The organism is Halobacillus sp. ABA4_118 (assembly GCF_056160205.1).
On record NZ_JBSWWS010000002.1, the window covers coordinates 1 to 15,997 of the forward strand.

At 47.7% G+C, this 15,997-nt stretch carries 15 protein-coding genes; 11 read left to right on the forward strand and 4 right to left on the reverse strand.

All coding sequences use genetic code 11. The features are described from left to right. A partial coding sequence (locus ACXAGL_RS19685) for a sporulation initiation factor Spo0A C-terminal domain-containing protein (protein WP_474992456.1) occupies window positions 1–233 on the forward strand: 233 nt, incomplete at its 5' end. A 40-nt stretch (window positions 234–273) separates the two neighbouring features. Here ACXAGL_RS19685 and ACXAGL_RS19690 read toward each other — a convergent pair. Continuing rightward, window positions 274–546 (reverse strand): hypothetical protein, encoded by a 273-nt coding sequence (locus ACXAGL_RS19690; RefSeq protein ID WP_474968951.1) that lies wholly within the window; start codon window positions 544–546, stop codon window positions 274–276. A 205-nt stretch (window positions 547–751) separates the two neighbouring features. On the opposite strand from ACXAGL_RS19690, the gene ACXAGL_RS19695 reads away from it, so the two are divergent. Beyond that, window positions 752–2,101 carry an aspartate kinase gene (locus tag ACXAGL_RS19695; RefSeq protein ID WP_474992458.1) on the forward strand — a complete coding sequence of 450 codons (1,350 nt, stop codon included), beginning with the start codon at window positions 752–754 and terminating at the stop codon, window positions 2,099–2,101. Window positions 2,102–2,123: 22 nt separating this feature from the next. Here the strand turns inward: ACXAGL_RS19695 and ACXAGL_RS19700 are convergent, their stop codons facing one another. The 3 genes from ACXAGL_RS19700 to ACXAGL_RS19710 are packed head-to-tail and all read right to left on the reverse strand — an operon-like array spanning window position 2,124 to window position 5,037. Then, window positions 2,124–2,870 (reverse strand): 3'-5' exonuclease, encoded by a 747-nt coding sequence (locus tag ACXAGL_RS19700; RefSeq protein WP_474968949.1) that lies wholly within the window; start codon window positions 2,868–2,870, stop codon window positions 2,124–2,126. Continuing rightward, a complete protein-coding gene (locus ACXAGL_RS19705) occupies window positions 2,870–4,777 on the reverse strand; it encodes a DUF294 nucleotidyltransferase-like domain-containing protein (RefSeq protein ID WP_474992460.1) in 1,908 nt (635 codons plus the stop codon). The genes ACXAGL_RS19700 and ACXAGL_RS19705 overlap by 1 nt, the downstream gene beginning before the upstream one ends. Before the next feature lie 14 nt (window positions 4,778–4,791). Next, window positions 4,792–5,037, reverse strand: a complete 246-nt coding sequence (locus ACXAGL_RS19710) for a DUF2627 domain-containing protein (RefSeq protein ID WP_027955456.1) — start codon at window positions 5,035–5,037, stop codon at window positions 4,792–4,794. A gap of 132 nt (window positions 5,038–5,169) precedes the next feature. On the opposite strand from ACXAGL_RS19710, the gene ACXAGL_RS19715 reads away from it, so the two are divergent. The 9 genes from ACXAGL_RS19715 to ACXAGL_RS19755 all read left to right on the forward strand — a co-directional run bounded on the left by ACXAGL_RS19715 (window position 5,170) and on the right by ACXAGL_RS19755 (window position 15,924). Further along, the gene (locus tag ACXAGL_RS19715) at window positions 5,170–7,245 is read left to right on the forward strand and encodes a sigma-54 interaction domain-containing protein (RefSeq protein WP_474992461.1); all 2,076 of its coding nucleotides are present in this window, start codon (window positions 5,170–5,172) and stop codon (window positions 7,243–7,245) included. Window positions 7,246–7,347: 102 nt separating this feature from the next. Further along, a complete protein-coding gene (gene yqiS, locus ACXAGL_RS19720; protein ID WP_474992463.1) occupies window positions 7,348–8,250 on the forward strand; it encodes a phosphate butyryltransferase in 903 nt (300 codons plus the stop codon). 12 nt (window positions 8,251–8,262) lie between these two features. Then, the gene (gene bcd / locus ACXAGL_RS19725; protein ID WP_474968945.1) at window positions 8,263–9,366 is read left to right on the forward strand and encodes a branched-chain amino acid dehydrogenase; all 1,104 of its coding nucleotides are present in this window, start codon (window positions 8,263–8,265) and stop codon (window positions 9,364–9,366) included. A gap of 14 nt (window positions 9,367–9,380) precedes the next feature. Next, window positions 9,381–10,466, forward strand: a complete 1,086-nt coding sequence (buk, locus tag ACXAGL_RS19730) for a butyrate kinase (protein WP_474968944.1) — start codon at window positions 9,381–9,383, stop codon at window positions 10,464–10,466. Window positions 10,467–10,481: 15 nt separating this feature from the next. Continuing rightward, the gene (lpdA, locus tag ACXAGL_RS19735; protein ID WP_474992465.1) at window positions 10,482–11,903 is read left to right on the forward strand and encodes a dihydrolipoyl dehydrogenase; all 1,422 of its coding nucleotides are present in this window, start codon (window positions 10,482–10,484) and stop codon (window positions 11,901–11,903) included. 19 nt (window positions 11,904–11,922) lie between these two features. After that, entirely contained in the window at window positions 11,923–12,915 is a 993-nt protein-coding gene (locus ACXAGL_RS19740) for a thiamine pyrophosphate-dependent dehydrogenase E1 component subunit alpha (protein ID WP_474992467.1), read from the forward strand. Window positions 12,916–12,930: 15 nt separating this feature from the next. After that, on the forward strand, window positions 12,931–13,914 hold the full coding sequence (locus ACXAGL_RS19745; RefSeq protein ID WP_474992469.1) for an alpha-ketoacid dehydrogenase subunit beta: 984 nt from the start codon (window positions 12,931–12,933) through the stop codon (window positions 13,912–13,914). Between the two features lie 17 nt (window positions 13,915–13,931). Next, window positions 13,932–15,236: a dihydrolipoamide acetyltransferase family protein gene (locus ACXAGL_RS19750; RefSeq protein WP_474992471.1), complete on the forward strand. Its 1,305-nt coding sequence runs from the start codon at window positions 13,932–13,934 to the stop codon at window positions 15,234–15,236. Between the two features lie 256 nt (window positions 15,237–15,492). Beyond that, window positions 15,493–15,924: a BrxA/BrxB family bacilliredoxin gene (locus tag ACXAGL_RS19755; protein ID WP_027955465.1), complete on the forward strand. Its 432-nt coding sequence runs from the start codon at window positions 15,493–15,495 to the stop codon at window positions 15,922–15,924. Window positions 15,925–15,997 lie beyond the last annotated feature (73 nt).

The window sequence follows — 15,997 nt, forward strand, 5'->3', positions numbered from 1 at the left end:
GATCCATTACAAAAGTTCTTTATCCGGATATCGCCACTAAATATAACACAACAGCATCTCGTGTCGAACGGGCCATCCGCCACGCCATTGAAGTAGCCTGGAACCGGGGCAATATCGATGCTATTTCCTCCTTGTTCGGCTATACGATTTCCAATACAAAAGCAAAACCCACGAACAGCGAATTCATCGCGATGGTGGCTGATCGTCTCCGCCTGGAGCATCGGGCAAGCTGATCCATTGAAAAAGCACGTATGTGACAACATACGTGCTTTTTTATGTCATTAGCTGTTTAATTTGTCCTGCAAGCTCTGCGTTATCATAAACCCCTTCGTCAATGGAAAAGAGCTCGTCCTTCAAGAAATCATGGGCTTCCTTATCGACAAAGGCAAGGCCGTCGAGGTTAATCAACCGGTAACTGAAAGGAAGGTCCAAATATTGAATAATGACATATCTGTGTCCTTGATCAAAATAGCTGCAAAGGACAGACATCTCGCTGTTTTCTGGATAATATCGTGTTCCACCGAACCCGTCATTCATCAAAACCATCTGATCACCCTTCCTCCTAGTATCCATAATATAGGATAATAAACAAATATGTAACAAATTTATAAGGAAATTGTAAAAAACTTGTAGAAATATAAGAAAAAAAGTTTTTTAAATTTTTTTGATAAATCTGTTCAACTTTCCGCCTCCTTTGTGTTACAATTCTTAATTATTAATTACTTTGGTACTCTAATGAGGTGTTGTACATATGAAAGTCGTAAAATTTGGCGGCAGCTCCGTTGCCGATGCAGGACAGCTCCAAAAAGTGAAGGATATCGTAACGTCTGAAGATAACCGGCGTGTTGTCGTCGTTTCCGCTCCTGGGAAACGATACAGCGGCGATCAGAAAGTGACCGATCTGCTCATCAAGCTGGGGGAATCAATCCAACACGATCAGGTTGACCATGAGGTATATAAAATGATCGTTGACCGTTTTCAATCGATGGTCGATGAGTTGAACCTTCCGATGAATGTATTGGAAGAAGTGAGGAAGCGGTTGGAGTTCTCAATGGAGCAGGTGCAGAAAAAAGAAGCCAAAGCCATAGACTCCTTGAAATCCTGTGGTGAAGACGGGACCGCGTTAATCTTGAGCGCTTATTTAAGGCAGGAAGGTTATGACTCCTCTTATGTAAATCCGAAGGAAGCGGGCATTCTGGTCCGTGATGAACCCGGTGGAGCTCTTGTGTTAGAAGAAAGTTTCGACCAGCTCTACCGTTTAAGGGAGCGCAGGGAAATCCTCGTCATCCCCGGATTTTTCGGTTACACACCTGAAGGGACCCTTGTAACCTTCTCCAGAGGTGGGTCGGATATTACCGGTTCGATTGTGGCAGCAGGGCTGCAGGCGGAACTTTACGAGAACTTCACCGATGTGGATTCGGTCTATTGTGTGAATCCGATGTATGTGGACCGCCCGAAGGAACTGACTTCTCTGACCTACAGGGAAATGCGTGAATTATCGTACGCCGGCTTTTCGGTTTTTCATGATGAGGCGCTTATTCCAGCTTTTAAAGCTAAAATTCCCGTCTGCATTAAAAACACAAACAACCCTTCCGCACCTGGGACAATGATTACAGCAGATCTGCCTGAGCGTGAATCCCATGTAGTGGGAATTGCCAGTGACAAAGGCTTTCTTAACTTGTATGTCAGTAAATACTTGATGAACAGAGAGCTTGGTTTTGGGCGGAAACTTCTGCAGATTCTGGAAGATGAAGGAGTCTCCTTTGAACATGCCCCTTCTGGAATCGATGACATGTCTGTTGTACTAAGGGATCACCAGCTTCCGCAGGAGAAAGAGGAAGTGGTCGTCGGCAGAATTAAGGAAGAATTGAAAGTGGACACGGTTATCATCGAACGGGATATGGCGATGATTATGATCGTGGGAGAAGGAATGAACCAGACCATCGGAATTGCCAGCCAGGCAGCCTGTGCCTTCAGGGAAGCTGATGTGAACATCGAGATGATTAACCAGGGATCTTCTGAGGTTTCCATGATGTTTGGAGTGAAGACAGAAGGACTGGCTGATGCAGTTCAGTCGTTATACCGCACGTTTTTCGAATAATAGATAGAAAAAGACGAAGCCCTTAAAATCGGGGCTTCGTCTTTTTTAGATCATCGAACTGCTGGTATAAATCATTCAGTGTGTGAATGCCGTGCTGTTCGGTCTTCTCCAAAAGGAAACGGAACAATTCTGCCGTCATAATAGCATCATTCAAGGCATGGTGCCGCTCCCTTTTTTCAATGCCGACATGTTTCAGTAGTGGATCGAGCTGATGGCGGACATGCGGGAGCAGCCATTGGGCCATCACCTGGGAATCAATTACGTGCGGGTCATACTGAGGAAGCTTCCATCGTTTCAGCATTGTTTTGAGAAAACGCATATCAAATTTTGCTGGATGAGCGACCAAGACGGATCCTTCGCTGAACTCCATGAAAGATTGAAATCCTTCAATAAAGGGACTGGCGTTTCTCAACTGATCCTTGGAAAGGCCGGTAAGACGAAGAGTCTGCTTGTTGACAGGACGGATCGGCCGGATCACTTGATAAAACGTCTTTCTGTGACAGGCATTCCATCCGTTCAAACGAATCGCCCCGATGGAAATGATCTCGTGACCGATTTCAGGAAGGAAGCCGGTGGTCTCTAAATCGAAGATGGTAAAATCAAGAGAGGTCAGCGGCTGCTCTTTGAAGTGCGCCTCTTTCCCGGCCTCGTGAAGGCTCTGTTCCAGCTGGTGATACGTATGCCATCTTAAATAAGGTTTTATTTTGTAATGATATAATGGTTTTTCAAAAAGCAGATACTTTATGATCTGTAAGTCAACAGGTAACATCAAACCACCCGATTTCGGTTATAACTCAGTTCAAGCACCTGCTGCAGCCGTTTCGCAATAATAAGCGCTTCTCTCAAGGAGCGGCGTTCTTCCTTTTTCAGTGGAGCGAGCTTTAAGTCATTGGATAAGGTGTCTCCTTCTTCCAATTGCTCAAGGTTGGACTGCAGACGGAAAAGCATCAGCCTGTGCAGGGCTGTCTTTGCGTTTTCCACGTCCCTGGGGTGGAAACGTTCATGTTCGGCCAGGGCGTCCAGGCGGTTGACTGTATTGATTTCTTCAATTCCATATTTCATGCTGTAAATGCGTATGGCGTTGACAATCTGCATGATGGCAGATTTTTTGATATTCAAGGTGCGTTTTTTACCGATGCCTGAAATCCTGCCAAAAGGCTGCACGGGAACGCGGAACCGAAGGGTATCCTTCATCAAGAGCTGATGAAGGTTCAAGGATTTCTGAACCTTTTGTGTTACGTATTTTTTCAAATCATAGGCCAGGGAGTAGTCTCCGCTGATAGGCCTGAAATCCATGAAAATGGTGAAATCGCGGATTTCTTCCGCATCCATCTTGGTGATCCATTGATCGATATCCGCATGCCACTCATCTGTCTGTTTTCTCCATTTGTCCTCTTTGGCCATGATTCCTCCTGTGCAGTACGGATATCCGCACTCATGGAGCATATCATTGATCTTCCTGGAAAAAATGGAGAAATAGGCATCGATTTTCTTCTTATGCTTGGACTTATCGTAATCCGCCATGATCATCGCATTATCCTGATCGGTGGAAAAAGCCTGCTCCTTACGGCCTTCACTTCCAAGCACAAGAAAACAATAGTTCACCGGCGGCGCACCATAGCCTTCGCGGATCATTTCGTCTTCTGCAATCTGAACAATCTGCTTATGAATTCTATCGTTGTAGTTTGTCATCAATTCCGCAATATCATAGGCCAGCATCTTGTCTTTAATCAAGCTGCGGACAAACTGCTGGAACCGTTCACTATAAATCGGGGACAATGACTTGATTTCCTCCACACTTGCAGAATTGGAAATTTTGTAGGTGAGGTCGAAATACACCGAGTTCTTGATGGTGAAAAACGACGACTGCCTTAAGATACCGACCACTTTGTCCTTGTGCAGGACCGGAATGATTTCTGTCGGATGGTGTTTCAAATAACTAAGCGCATCATAGATGAACTCCTGCTCACTAATTTCATATGCTTCCTCTGACATATAGGCTTGGACGGGGTTGTTATGATCATTTTCGAAGTAGGCTTTTAAAATTTCGCTGTAGCCGATCATCCCAACCATCGACCTTGAATCCTCGCTCACGATAAGCGCTTCAATTTTTTGCTGCTGCAGCATCCGGGCTGCTTTTTCAATGGAAGCCTGGGGATGGATGAATGTAGGGGGCTCCATGTAAGCATCGGCTCTTTTTTTATATAATTCACGGTCGTCCTCCTCATCTGTGGAGGAACTTTTATATTTGACCTCGTCATACAAGCTTTTCATCAAGTGGCTGATTCCGTCCATCACCACTTTGGAAAACTGGGTATTGTTTGACATGATCTGCAGGAAGGATTCACGTTCAAAACAGATCGTTTTTATCGGTTCAAGAGCCTGTACAGAGAACCGCATTTCTCCGCTCGTCAATAAGATCATGACTCCGATCAAATCACCGGGATAATAAAAGCGGACAGACAGCTGCCGGCCGTTGGACCGGTGCATAATGTTCTTGGCAAGACCGGAGATCATAAAGTGGATATCGATCGAATCATCTTCCTGATCCTCATGAATGATAAATTCGTTTGTGCTGTATTCCTTTACGGAAGCTTTTCCGAAAACGTCCTGGAATTCCTCCTCAGACAACAGGTCAAACGGGTACTGCTGCCTGAATAATTCAAACTCTGTCACAGAGCAAAACTCCTTCATTCTGGATAGTTGGATTGTTTGAACCGTCCTTTAGTCAAGTTCCTTTTTCTGTCCCGGTGGAGAATGAAGCCTCCAATGAAAGCCAGTCCGCCTGCGAAAAATAAAATACCAGCCAGACCCTGGAGGGCAATATGAAAGTAAAGATCATGGAATTCCCCGAAAAGGGCATCACGGATTAATTTTATGCCGTAGACGGCGATCAAACCCGGAGTTACTAATAGCAGTAGTGCTATGAGGCGCATGGGCATCGCTCCTTTTTATAGTCCATTCACAGTATATCAAATGGGGAGGGAAGTGGGAACAATCCCATGCTTGCTAAAATATGCAGATTGATATACGATGAAGTTACGCAAAATATTGCAGGGTGTGGTGAAATGAAACGAGTATTGATTGTTGGAGCCGGCAAAGGCGGTACCGCTCTGCTGAAGCTGCTTAGTCAAGTGGACCGTATGCAGGTAGTGGCTGTGACAGACATCAATTCAGACGCTCCTGGTCTTGCTCTTGCGGAATCCTGCGGAATTCCTGCGGGCGGGTCCTGGGAGGAATGGATACATAAAAAAATTGATATCGTTATTGAAGCGACTGGACAGGAAGATGTGTTCCAGTCGATTAGAGAAGAAAGAGACGAAACGACGGTTGTTATTCCAGGGTCTGTGGCTTATGTGACAGCCGAACTTCTTGAAGAAAAGGAAGCTCTTGTTCAAAAGCTGAAACGACAGACGGATAACCAGCATTTCATTTTAAACAGCATTCACGATGGGATGATCGTCGTCGATAACAAGGAGAACATTACATTCATCAACCCCAGCGCTTCCCGGATTCTGGGCAGAAGTCATCAGGACGTTCTCCATCGTCCTGTTCAAGAGATTATTCCCGCCTCCAGACTGCCTCACACGATGGCATCCAAACACGAGGAAGTGAACAAGAAGCTGGAACTGGAAAATGGAAAGACGGTTGTGACAACCAGGATACCAATGATTGATGAAGATGGAAGTGTCATTGGTGCCTATGCCGTGTTCAAGGATATTACAGAGGTGGTTCACCTGGCTGAGGAAGTCACCGACCTGAAAGAAGTCAAAACCATGCTGGAAGCTATTATACAATCGTCGGATGAGGCGATTTCTGTTGTAGATGAGAATGGAAGCGGTTTAATGGTAAATCCTGCCTACACAAGGATTACCGGTCTTCCGGAAAAAGACATCGTCGGAAAGCCTGCGACAGTGGATATTTCAGAAGGAGAAAGTATGCATATGAAAGTCCTCCGTACGCGCAGGCCTGTCCGAGGAGTACGGATGAAGGTTGGTCCTGCCAGGAAAGATGTCCTGGTGAACGTGGCCCCTGTTATTGTCGATGGCAGACTAAAGGGAAGTGTCGGAGTTCTGCATGATGTATCAGAGATTAAATCCCTGACAAGTGAATTGAAAAGAGCCCGGCAGATTATCCGAAGCCTTGAAGCGAAATACACGTTTGATGACATTATCGGAGATTCACCTGAAATGACCCTGGCACTCGAACAGGCCAAGGTCGGAGCCCGGACTCCGGCATCGGTGCTCCTGCGAGGCGAATCAGGTACAGGGAAGGAATTGTTTGCACATGCCATCCATAATGAAAGCGGGAGACGTCATAACAAGTTTATCCGGGTGAATTGCGCGGCTATTGCCGAGTCGCTGCTTGAAAGTGAGTTGTTCGGATATGAGGATGGAGCATTCTCCGGGGCGCGCCGTGGAGGGAAAAAGGGATTATTCGAGGAAGCAGACAACGGCAGTATTTTTCTTGATGAAATAGGAGAATTGACTCTGCCTATGCAGGCGAAACTTTTGCGTGTGCTTCAAGAAAATGAAATGATTCGTGTGGGCGGAACCAAACCGGTTCACATTGATGTGCGGGTCATTGCTGCTACGAATATAAATCTGGAAAAAGCGATTATGAATAAAAATTTCAGAGAAGACTTGTATTACCGGCTGAACCGTCTTCCTATTTATATCCCTCCTCTCCGGGAGAGGATTGAGGACATCCCCTTGCTGTCCGCCCACCTGATTCAAAAGCTCAACGAGGATTATGGGCGTAACGTAACGTCCCTCAATGAAGCGGCTTACCAGTGTTTAATGGACTATCCGTGGCCTGGAAACGTAAGGGAACTGGAGAATATTATCGGAAGAGCGATGATCTATATGGAACATACAGATGAAATCATAAAGCCTGAACATCTGCCCACTCTTAAAAAACAAGAGGATTCCGTAGAACCGGGCCGGGCATCTGCTGGTTGGAGAGGGGAGACACTGCAGGAGGCTGTGGACGACTATGAAAAGAAACTGCTCGTCGAAGCGTATCGTTCGCACGAGTTTAATAAGACCAAAACAGCCAAGGCTCTCGGTATTTCCATTAGAAACCTTTATTATAAGCTTGAGAAGTATGGATTGGATAAAAACAGCATGCAATATTTTTCATAATGCAGAATCCTGCAGGTGCCGAAATGCCTTGTGGGGCTGTACGGGCGTCTCAGACTTTTGGCATGAAATTTGCATGAATGAGATTAGGGATGAGGTGAAGCTTTGAAATCGTTAGATGAACTGATAGAAACCATTGACCGAACGAGCAGACAAACCGTGGCTGTCGCTCAGGCCGCAGATCCAGAAGTATTAAAAGCCGTGAAAATGGCCTTGGACCAGGAACTGGCTCGTTTTATCCTTACAGGTGAAGAAGCGGATCTTAAAACGTGTGCCGCGGAGGCGGGCCTGTCGCTTGACCACCCGGATCTGCAGTGGAAACCGGCGCAGCCGAAAGAAAGTGCCCTCGTGGCTGTACAGGCTGTAGCAGAGGGGGAAGCGGATGTCTTGATGAAAGGGCATGTAGATACGAAGACCCTCCTGAAGGCAGTGCTCCATAAGGAATACGGCCTTAAAAAGAGAAAGGTTCTTTCCCACGTAGCTTTGTTTGAAATTCCCGGGAGAGACCGATTAATATACTTAACAGATGCCGCTATGAACATTCAGCCAACGCTGGAAGACAAAGTAGAGATTATTCTGAATGCGGTGGAAGTGGCCCACAAAGCAGGATGGGACAATCCGAAAGTGGCTGCCCTCGCAGCCGTAGAGGCAGTCAATCCTAAAATGCCGGCATCCACCGATGCAGCCTTGCTGACCCAGATGAACCGCCGTGGTCAAATCGCGGGCTGTGTGGTTGACGGCCCGCTCGCCTTTGATAATGCGGTAGATGCAGAAGCGGCTGCTCATAAGAACATTCAGTCAGAAGTAGCCGGCCAGGCAGATATCCTCGTTGTTCCTACCATCGAGACGGCCAATGCGCTTTATAAATCATTTGTATACTTCGCCCATGCCAAAGTGGCGGGTGTGATCAGTGGAGCATCTGCTCCCATCGTGTTAACATCAAGGGCTGATGAAGCCCAGAGCAAAATTTACTCACTGGCTTTAGCTTTAAAAGCCAGTCAATCCTAGGAGGAATACAAAATGGAAATTTTCAGCTATATGCAGGAATATGATTACGAGCAGTTGTTGTTTTGTCAGGATGAACAGTCTGGTTTGAAAGCGATTATCGCCGTTCATGATACGACCCTTGGGCCCGCTCTTGGAGGGACCCGCATGTGGACGTATGCATCCGAAGACGATGCAGTTGAAGATGCGCTGCGTCTTGCTAAAGGAATGACCTATAAAAACGCAGCGGCCGGTCTGAACCTCGGCGGTGGAAAGACCGTGATCATCGGTGATCCGAAAAAGGATAAAAATGAGGAGATGTTCCGCGCATTCGGCCGTTACATTCAAGGACTGAACGGAAGGTACATTACAGCGGAAGATGTGGGGACAACAGTTCAGGATATGGATTTGATTCATGAGGAAACCGATTATGTCACAGGGATTTCTCCTGCCTTCGGTTCTTCCGGCAACCCTTCCCCGGTAACAGCCTATGGGGTATACCGTGGTATGAAAGCAGCTGCTAAGGAAGGCTTTGGATCAGATTCCCTTGAAGGTAAGACCATTGCCGTCCAGGGTGTCGGGAACGTAGCTTTCACCTTGTGCCGCCATCTTCATGAGGAAGGTGCGAATCTGGTTGTTACCGATATAAATAAAGAAGCTGTTCAGCGTGCTGTTGAAGAATTCGGAGCTAAAGCAGTGGAGACGGATGAAATCTACAGCGTGGACTGTGATATTTATGCACCGTGTGCTCTGGGTGCGACCATCAATGATGAAACGATTCCGCAGTTGAAAGCGAAAGTCATTGCCGGTGCAGCAAACAACCAGCTCAAGGAAACGAAACATGGTGATATTCTTCATGAGAAAGGCATTGTCTATACACCGGATTATGTCATCAATGCGGGGGGCGTGATCAACGTTGCCGATGAACTTCATGGGTACAATAAGGACCGTGCGATGAAGCGAGTGGAAACCATCTACGATAACGTTTCCCGTGTATTTGACATTTCCCGCCGTGATAATATTCCTACGTATCTTGCAGCGGATCGTATGGCGGAAGAACGCATTGAGCGTATGCGTCGTTCCCGCAGCCAGTTCCTGCAGAACGGCCATCACATCCTAAGCAGAAGACAGAACGGATAACGGAGGTCTTTGTTGTGCACACTCATCGAATCCTGGTTATAAACCCCGGTTCCACGTCAACAAAAATCGGCGTGTTTGATGACCTGGAAGCCGTCTTTGAAAAAACGATCCGCCACAGCGGAGATGAAATCAATCAATTCAAACGTATTATCGACCAGTACGATTTTCGAAAGCAGGTCATTCTTGATGTGCTCGATCAGGAAGGGATTAATATAAGCAGACTGAGTGCCGTCTGCGGAAGAGGCGGACTCCTGCGTCCAATTGAAGGCGGCACCTACGAAGTAAATGCAGCGATGCTTGAAGATTTGAAAAACGGCTATAATGGAGAACATGCCTCCAACCTTGGCGGCATCATCGCCTATGAAATTGCCCGCGGGCTGAACATCGGAGCCTATATCGTCGACCCCGTGGTTGTCGATGAGCTCCAGGAGCTCGCCCGGATCTCAGGCGTGCCGGAAATCCCGAGGAAGAGTATTTTTCACGCCTTGAACCAGAAGGCGGTCGCCCGGCGTGCGGCAGCTGATCTGGAGATGGATTATCCGGAGGCCCGTCTGATTGTCGCTCATATGGGTGGAGGAATTACCGTCGGTGCTCATATTGGAGGCCGTGTAGTTGATGTCAACAACGGTCTTCACGGCGATGGTCCTTTTTCACCTGAACGAGCCGGTACCGTGCCTGCCGGTGACCTTGTCTCGATGTGTTACTCAGGCCAGTATTACCGTGATGAAGTCATGAAGAAACTCGTCGGACAGGGAGGGCTCATGGCTTATCTCGATACCAATGACGCCAGGGAAGTCGAAAGTATGATCGCCCATGGCGACAAAAAGGCCGAAATAGTTTTCAACGCTATGGCCTACCAGATTGCCAAAGAGATCGGAAGCATGAGTGCTGTGATGGAAGGTCGTGTGGACGCCGTCGCTTTGACAGGCGGACTGGCCTATGGAAAAGCCTTCATCAAAGAGATTTCCAAACGGGTGCACTGGATTGCTGATGTGCTCGTTTATCCAGGAGAAAATGAACTGGAGGCATTGAATGAAGGAACACTGCGCGTCCTCAATCACGAAGAAATTCCAAAGCAGTATCCGAATTTTCAGGAATAAAAAGGAGCGGTAGATATGGCAGAGGAGTATGATCTAGTAGTTCTAGGAGGCGGGACGGGAGGCTACGTAGCCGCCATCCGTGCTTCAAGGCTCGGCTTGAAAACAGCGATTGTTGAAAAGCGTGAACTGGGCGGAACCTGTCTTCACAGAGGCTGTATTCCATCAAAAGCATTATTGAGAAGTGCAGAAGTTTTCAAACAAACGAAAGAAGCCGACAGCTATGGTATTACAGTTGAAAACCCTGTATTGAACTTCCAGAAAGTCCAGGAACGAAAGCAGTCGATTGTGGACACATTACATAAAGGTGTTCAAGGTTTGATGAAAAAAGGGAAAATTGATGTTTATGAAGGTTTCGGCCGAATTCTCGGCCCTTCCATCTTTTCACCGACCGCAGGAACCATCTCTGTTGAAATGAACAACGGTGAAGAGAATGAAATGCTGATTCCGAAAAACGTCCTTATTGCAACCGGCTCCAGTCCAAAAAGTCTGCCCGGCCTGGAAGTGGATGGGCAGGATGTGATGACCTCCGATGAAGCCTTGAATATGGAAGAACTCCCATCGTCCATTATCATTGTCGGGGGCGGAGTTATCGGCATCGAGTGGGCTTCCATGCTCGCGGACTTCGGCGTTGAGGTGACCGTCCTTGAGTATCTTCCTCACATTCTCCCAACAGAAGATGAGGATATTTCCAGGGAAATGAAAAAACAGATGAAGAAAAAAGGTGTGGACGTTGTTACCGGTGCCAAAGTCCTTTCCGAAACACTTGAAACGGAAGATGGTGTCACAATCCAGGCTGAAGTTGACGGAGAAACCACAACCTATAAAGCGGAAAAAATGCTCGTATCTGTCGGTCGTTCCGCCAATGTGACCAACATCGGTCTTGAGAATACGGATATTCAAGTGGAGAACGGCTTCATACAAACGAATGACTATTATCAAACAAAAGAAAGTCATATTTATGCGATTGGTGATGTAATCGGTGGGATGCAGCTGGCCCATGTCGCTTCTCATGAAGGAATGACGGCGGTGGAGCACATGTCAGACAACGAGCCCCATCCATTGAATCCTGAACAGATTCCAAGCTGCATTTATTCCAGCCCGGAGGCTTCCAGTGTCGGACTGACGGAAGCACAGGCCAAGGAAAAAGGGTATAACATTAAGACCGGTAAGTTTCCGTTTCAGGCCATCGGTAAGGCACTCGTACACGGGGAAACGGACGGATTCGTGAAAATCATTGCCGATAAAGATACCGACGATCTGCTGGGTGTCCATATGATCGGCCCGCATGTCACCGATATGATTTCGGAAGCAGGGCTGGCCAAAGTTCTGGATGCAACGCCTTGGGAGATTGCTGAAACCATCCATCCTCACCCAACCCTCGCCGAGGCTGTCGGAGAGGCAGCGATGGCTGTTGATGGGAATCAGATTCACGGATAAGAACAAAGGAGGGAAACTCATGGCTGAAAACCGCCATAAGGATTTAGGATTAACGGACGAACAGGTGCTGGATATGTTCCGCACCATGCTATTAGCTAGAAGAATTGACGAACGGATGTGGCTTTTGAACCGTGCAGGGAAAATTCCATTCGTCATTTCCTGTCAAGGGCAGGAAGCCGCCCAGGTCGGCGCCTCCTACGCACTGGACCGAGATAAGGACTATGCGCTTCCTTACTACCGTGACATGGGAGTTGTGCTTTCCTTTGGCATGACGGCACAGGATTTGATGCTTTCCGGTTTCGCTAAAGCGGAAGATCCAAACTCCGGAGGGAGACAGATGCCAGGACACTTCGGCCAGAAGAAAAACCGGATTGTTACAGGGTCATCTCCCGTAACCACCCAGGTGCCTCACGCTGTAGGGATCGCTCTTGCAGGGAAAATGGAGAAGAAAGATTTCGTTTCTCTCGTTACTTTTGGAGAAGGATCTTCCAACCAGGGGGATTTTCATGAGGGAGCCAACTTTGCAGGCGTCCATAAACTCCCTGTGATCTTCATGGTTGAAAATAATAAATACGCTATTTCTGTTCCGGTCTCCAAGCAGCTGGCCTGTGAGAAAGTATCCGACCGGGCGATCGGGTACGGCATGCCTGGGTATACGGTCGACGGAAATGATCCACTTGCCGTTTATGAAGCAGTAAAAGCTGCTGCAGACCGCGGACGTAACGGGGAGGGGCCGACATTGATCGAGACGGTTTCCTACCGCCTGACGCCGCACTCCAGTGATGATGACGACCGTGTTTATCGGGAGCGTGACGAAGTAGATGAAGCGAAGAAGAAAGATTCCATCGTTACGTTTGCCAACTATCTCCGTGAGCAGGGGATTTTGACGGAAGAGAAAGAAACAGAGCTGAATGACGAAATCAATCAAATCGTCAATGAAGCCACCGACTATGCTGAAAATGCGGCTTATGCCGAGCCGGAATCAGCAATGAAATACGTGTACGAAGAGTAAGGAGGGGGCACGATTATGGCAGTCATTTCGTATATTCAAGCTGTCACCCAGGCACTTCGGGAAGAAATGCAGCGGGATGAAAAAGTATTTGTACTAGGAGAGGACGTTGGTAAGCGCGGAGGCGTTTTCCGTGCAACGGACGGCCTTTATGATGAATTTGGAGAAGATCGTGTACTGGATACGCCTCTTGCCGAGTCTGCCATTGCTGGTGTGGGCATAGGAGCGGCTATGTATGGGATGCGTCCGGTTGCTGAAATGCAGTTTGCGGACTTTATCATGCCGGCGGTCAACCAGATTATTTCAGAAGCAGCGAAGGTCCGTTACCGGTCCAACAACGACTGGAGCGCCCCTATCACTATCCGTGCGCCGTACGGGGGGGGAGTTCACGGGGCTCTTTATCACTCTCAGTCTGTTGAAGCAGTATTCGCCAATCAACCGGGCCTTAAGATTGTGATGCCGTCCACACCTTATGATGTGAAAGGTCTGCTTAAAGCGTCCATCCGTGATAACGATCCTGTTCTTTTCTTTGAGCATAAACGGGCCTACCGTTTGATCAAAGGGGAAGTTCCTGAAGAAGATTACACACTTCCGATTGGAAAAGCAGATGTGAAGCGGGAAGGATCGGACATTACGGTCATTACGTATGGTTTATGCGTTCATTTTGCTCTTCAGGCAGCAGAAAAGCTTGCAGAAGAAGGCATTGATGCCCACATCCTCGACCTTCGTACGGTTTACCCTTTAGATAAGGAAAGCATCATTGAAGCAGCTTCCAAAACTGGAAAAGTGCTGCTTGTCACGGAAGATAACAAAGAGGGCGGGATTATTTCAGAGGTTTCTGCTATTGTCAGCGAAAACTGTCTGTTTGATCTGGACGCTCCTGTCCAGCGTCTCGCAGGTCCTGATATTCCTTCCATGCCGTATGCACCGACAATGGAAAAGCATTTTATGATGAATCCTGATAAAGTCGAAAAAGCGATGCGTGATCTCGCAGAATTTTAATGGAGGAGGCGTTCGTCGTGGGCGTAGAAAAAATCAACATGCCTCAACTCGGAGAGAGTGTAACAGAGGGCACTATCAGCACCTGGCTGGTCCAGCCAGGAGATAAAGTAAACAAATATGATCCGATTGCTGAAGTCATGACGGATAAGGTGAACGCGGAAGTCCCTTCGTCCTTCACGGGTGTGATCAAGGATTTAGTGGCTTCTGAAGGAGATACCATCGAAGTTGGTGAACTGATGTGTCATATTGAAATCGAAGGTGGAGGCTCTTCCTCAGAACCGGCAGCGGCTGAGCAGAAAGAAGAAGAACCTTCAACGTCGTCTTCAAAGGCACAGGCATCCGAACCCGCTTCGAATGGGAAGGACCAGGGGCAGAAGAAACGCTATTCACCGGCAGTCATGACCCTTGCTCAGGAAAATGACATTGATTTAAATCAGGTGGACGGGACGGGCCGCGGCGGCCGGATCACCCGCAAAGACGTTGAGAAAGTGATTGAAAGTGGAGGAGTTCCAAAAGCCGAAGACCGTCCACAGACGGAACAGAAAGCTCCGGCTGCCGAACCGTCTGCGCCCGAATCCGCAGCCAAGCCGGCTCCTTCTGTTCCTGACGTCCAGGCAGGAGAAGGGGATATCGAAATCCCTGTCACCGGCGTCCGTAAGGCGATTGCTGCCAATATGGTAAAATCCAAAACCGAAATTCCACATGCGTGGATGATGGTCGAAGTGGATGTGACCAATTTGGTGGAGCTCAGAAATGCGAAGAAAAATCAATTTAAAAAACAGGAAGGCTACAGCCTGACCTACTTTGCTTTCTTCGTCAAAGCTGTTGCCCAGGCCTTGAAAGAATATCCACAGCTTAATAGTACATGGGCAGGCGATAAGATCATTCAACGCAAGGCGGTTAACTTGAACATCGCTGTCGCTAAAGAAGATCAGTTGTTTGTGCCCGTGATTAAAGATGCCGATGAGAAAAGTATCAAAGGCATTGCCCGTGATATTACAGAACTGGCTGGTAAAGCCCGTGACGGGAAATTGACGTCCAAGGATATGGAAGGCGGAACCTTTACTGTAAACAATACGGGTTCGTTCGGATCCGTTCAGTCCATGGGTGTAATTAATCATCCACAGTCAGCCATTCTACAGGTGGAATCTATTGTGAAGAAACCGGTCTATCAAAATGGCATGTTCGGTGCGCGTGATATGGTTAATCTCTGTCTGTCGCTGGATCACCGTGTGCTTGATGGTCTTGTTGCCGGTAATTTCCTTGCCCGTGTAAAGGAAATTCTCGAGAAAATGAGTGAAGAGAATACTTCCATCTATTAAAGAGGAGAAGCAGCTGCATCGGCTGCTTACAGGCTGCCTGCTAAAGTTTCAGGCAGCCTGATTTTTATTGGATACCTCTTTTCCGGGTTTTACGGTCTGTCGGATGTCGATATGTCTTGTCTCTGGATGGGAAGGATAGTTCCCGATTCCGGCAGGAGGAAGCTTTTTCAGACAGGAAAGAAACGGCAGAAGAATTGAAAGCCTTCCGTTATCTTGGTAAAATGTTCATAGTATTTATAAAAAGGGGCCATGTCTAATGGATTTCAATATTTTCATGAATGATGTCGTTACAAAAGCACGTGAAGAAATTACGCAAGCGGGGTACACCGAACTTACTTCACCTGAAGAAGTCGATCAGGCACTGACTCAGGAAGGAACCACTCTTGTTATGGTCAATTCCGTCTGCGGGTGTGCAGGAGGGATTGCACGTCCAGCCGCTGCCCATGCCATTCATTATGATAAACGCCCGGACCGCCTGGTCACAGTGTTTGCCGGTCAGGATCGCGAAGCGACGAACCGTGCACGCGAGTATTTCGAAGGATACCCGCCGTCTTCTCCTTCCTTCGCGCTTTTGAAGGATGGGAAAATCCAGACGATGGTGGAGCGTCATGATATCGAAGGCTTTGAACCGATGGAAGTCATCGGAAAGCTTCAGCGCAGTTTTGAAGAATACTGCGAAGAGGTATAATAAAGAAAAGGCTTGGGATCTTTGTGATGAGCAAAGGTCCTTTTGCTTTTCTGCATGGGTTTTAGACAGTATT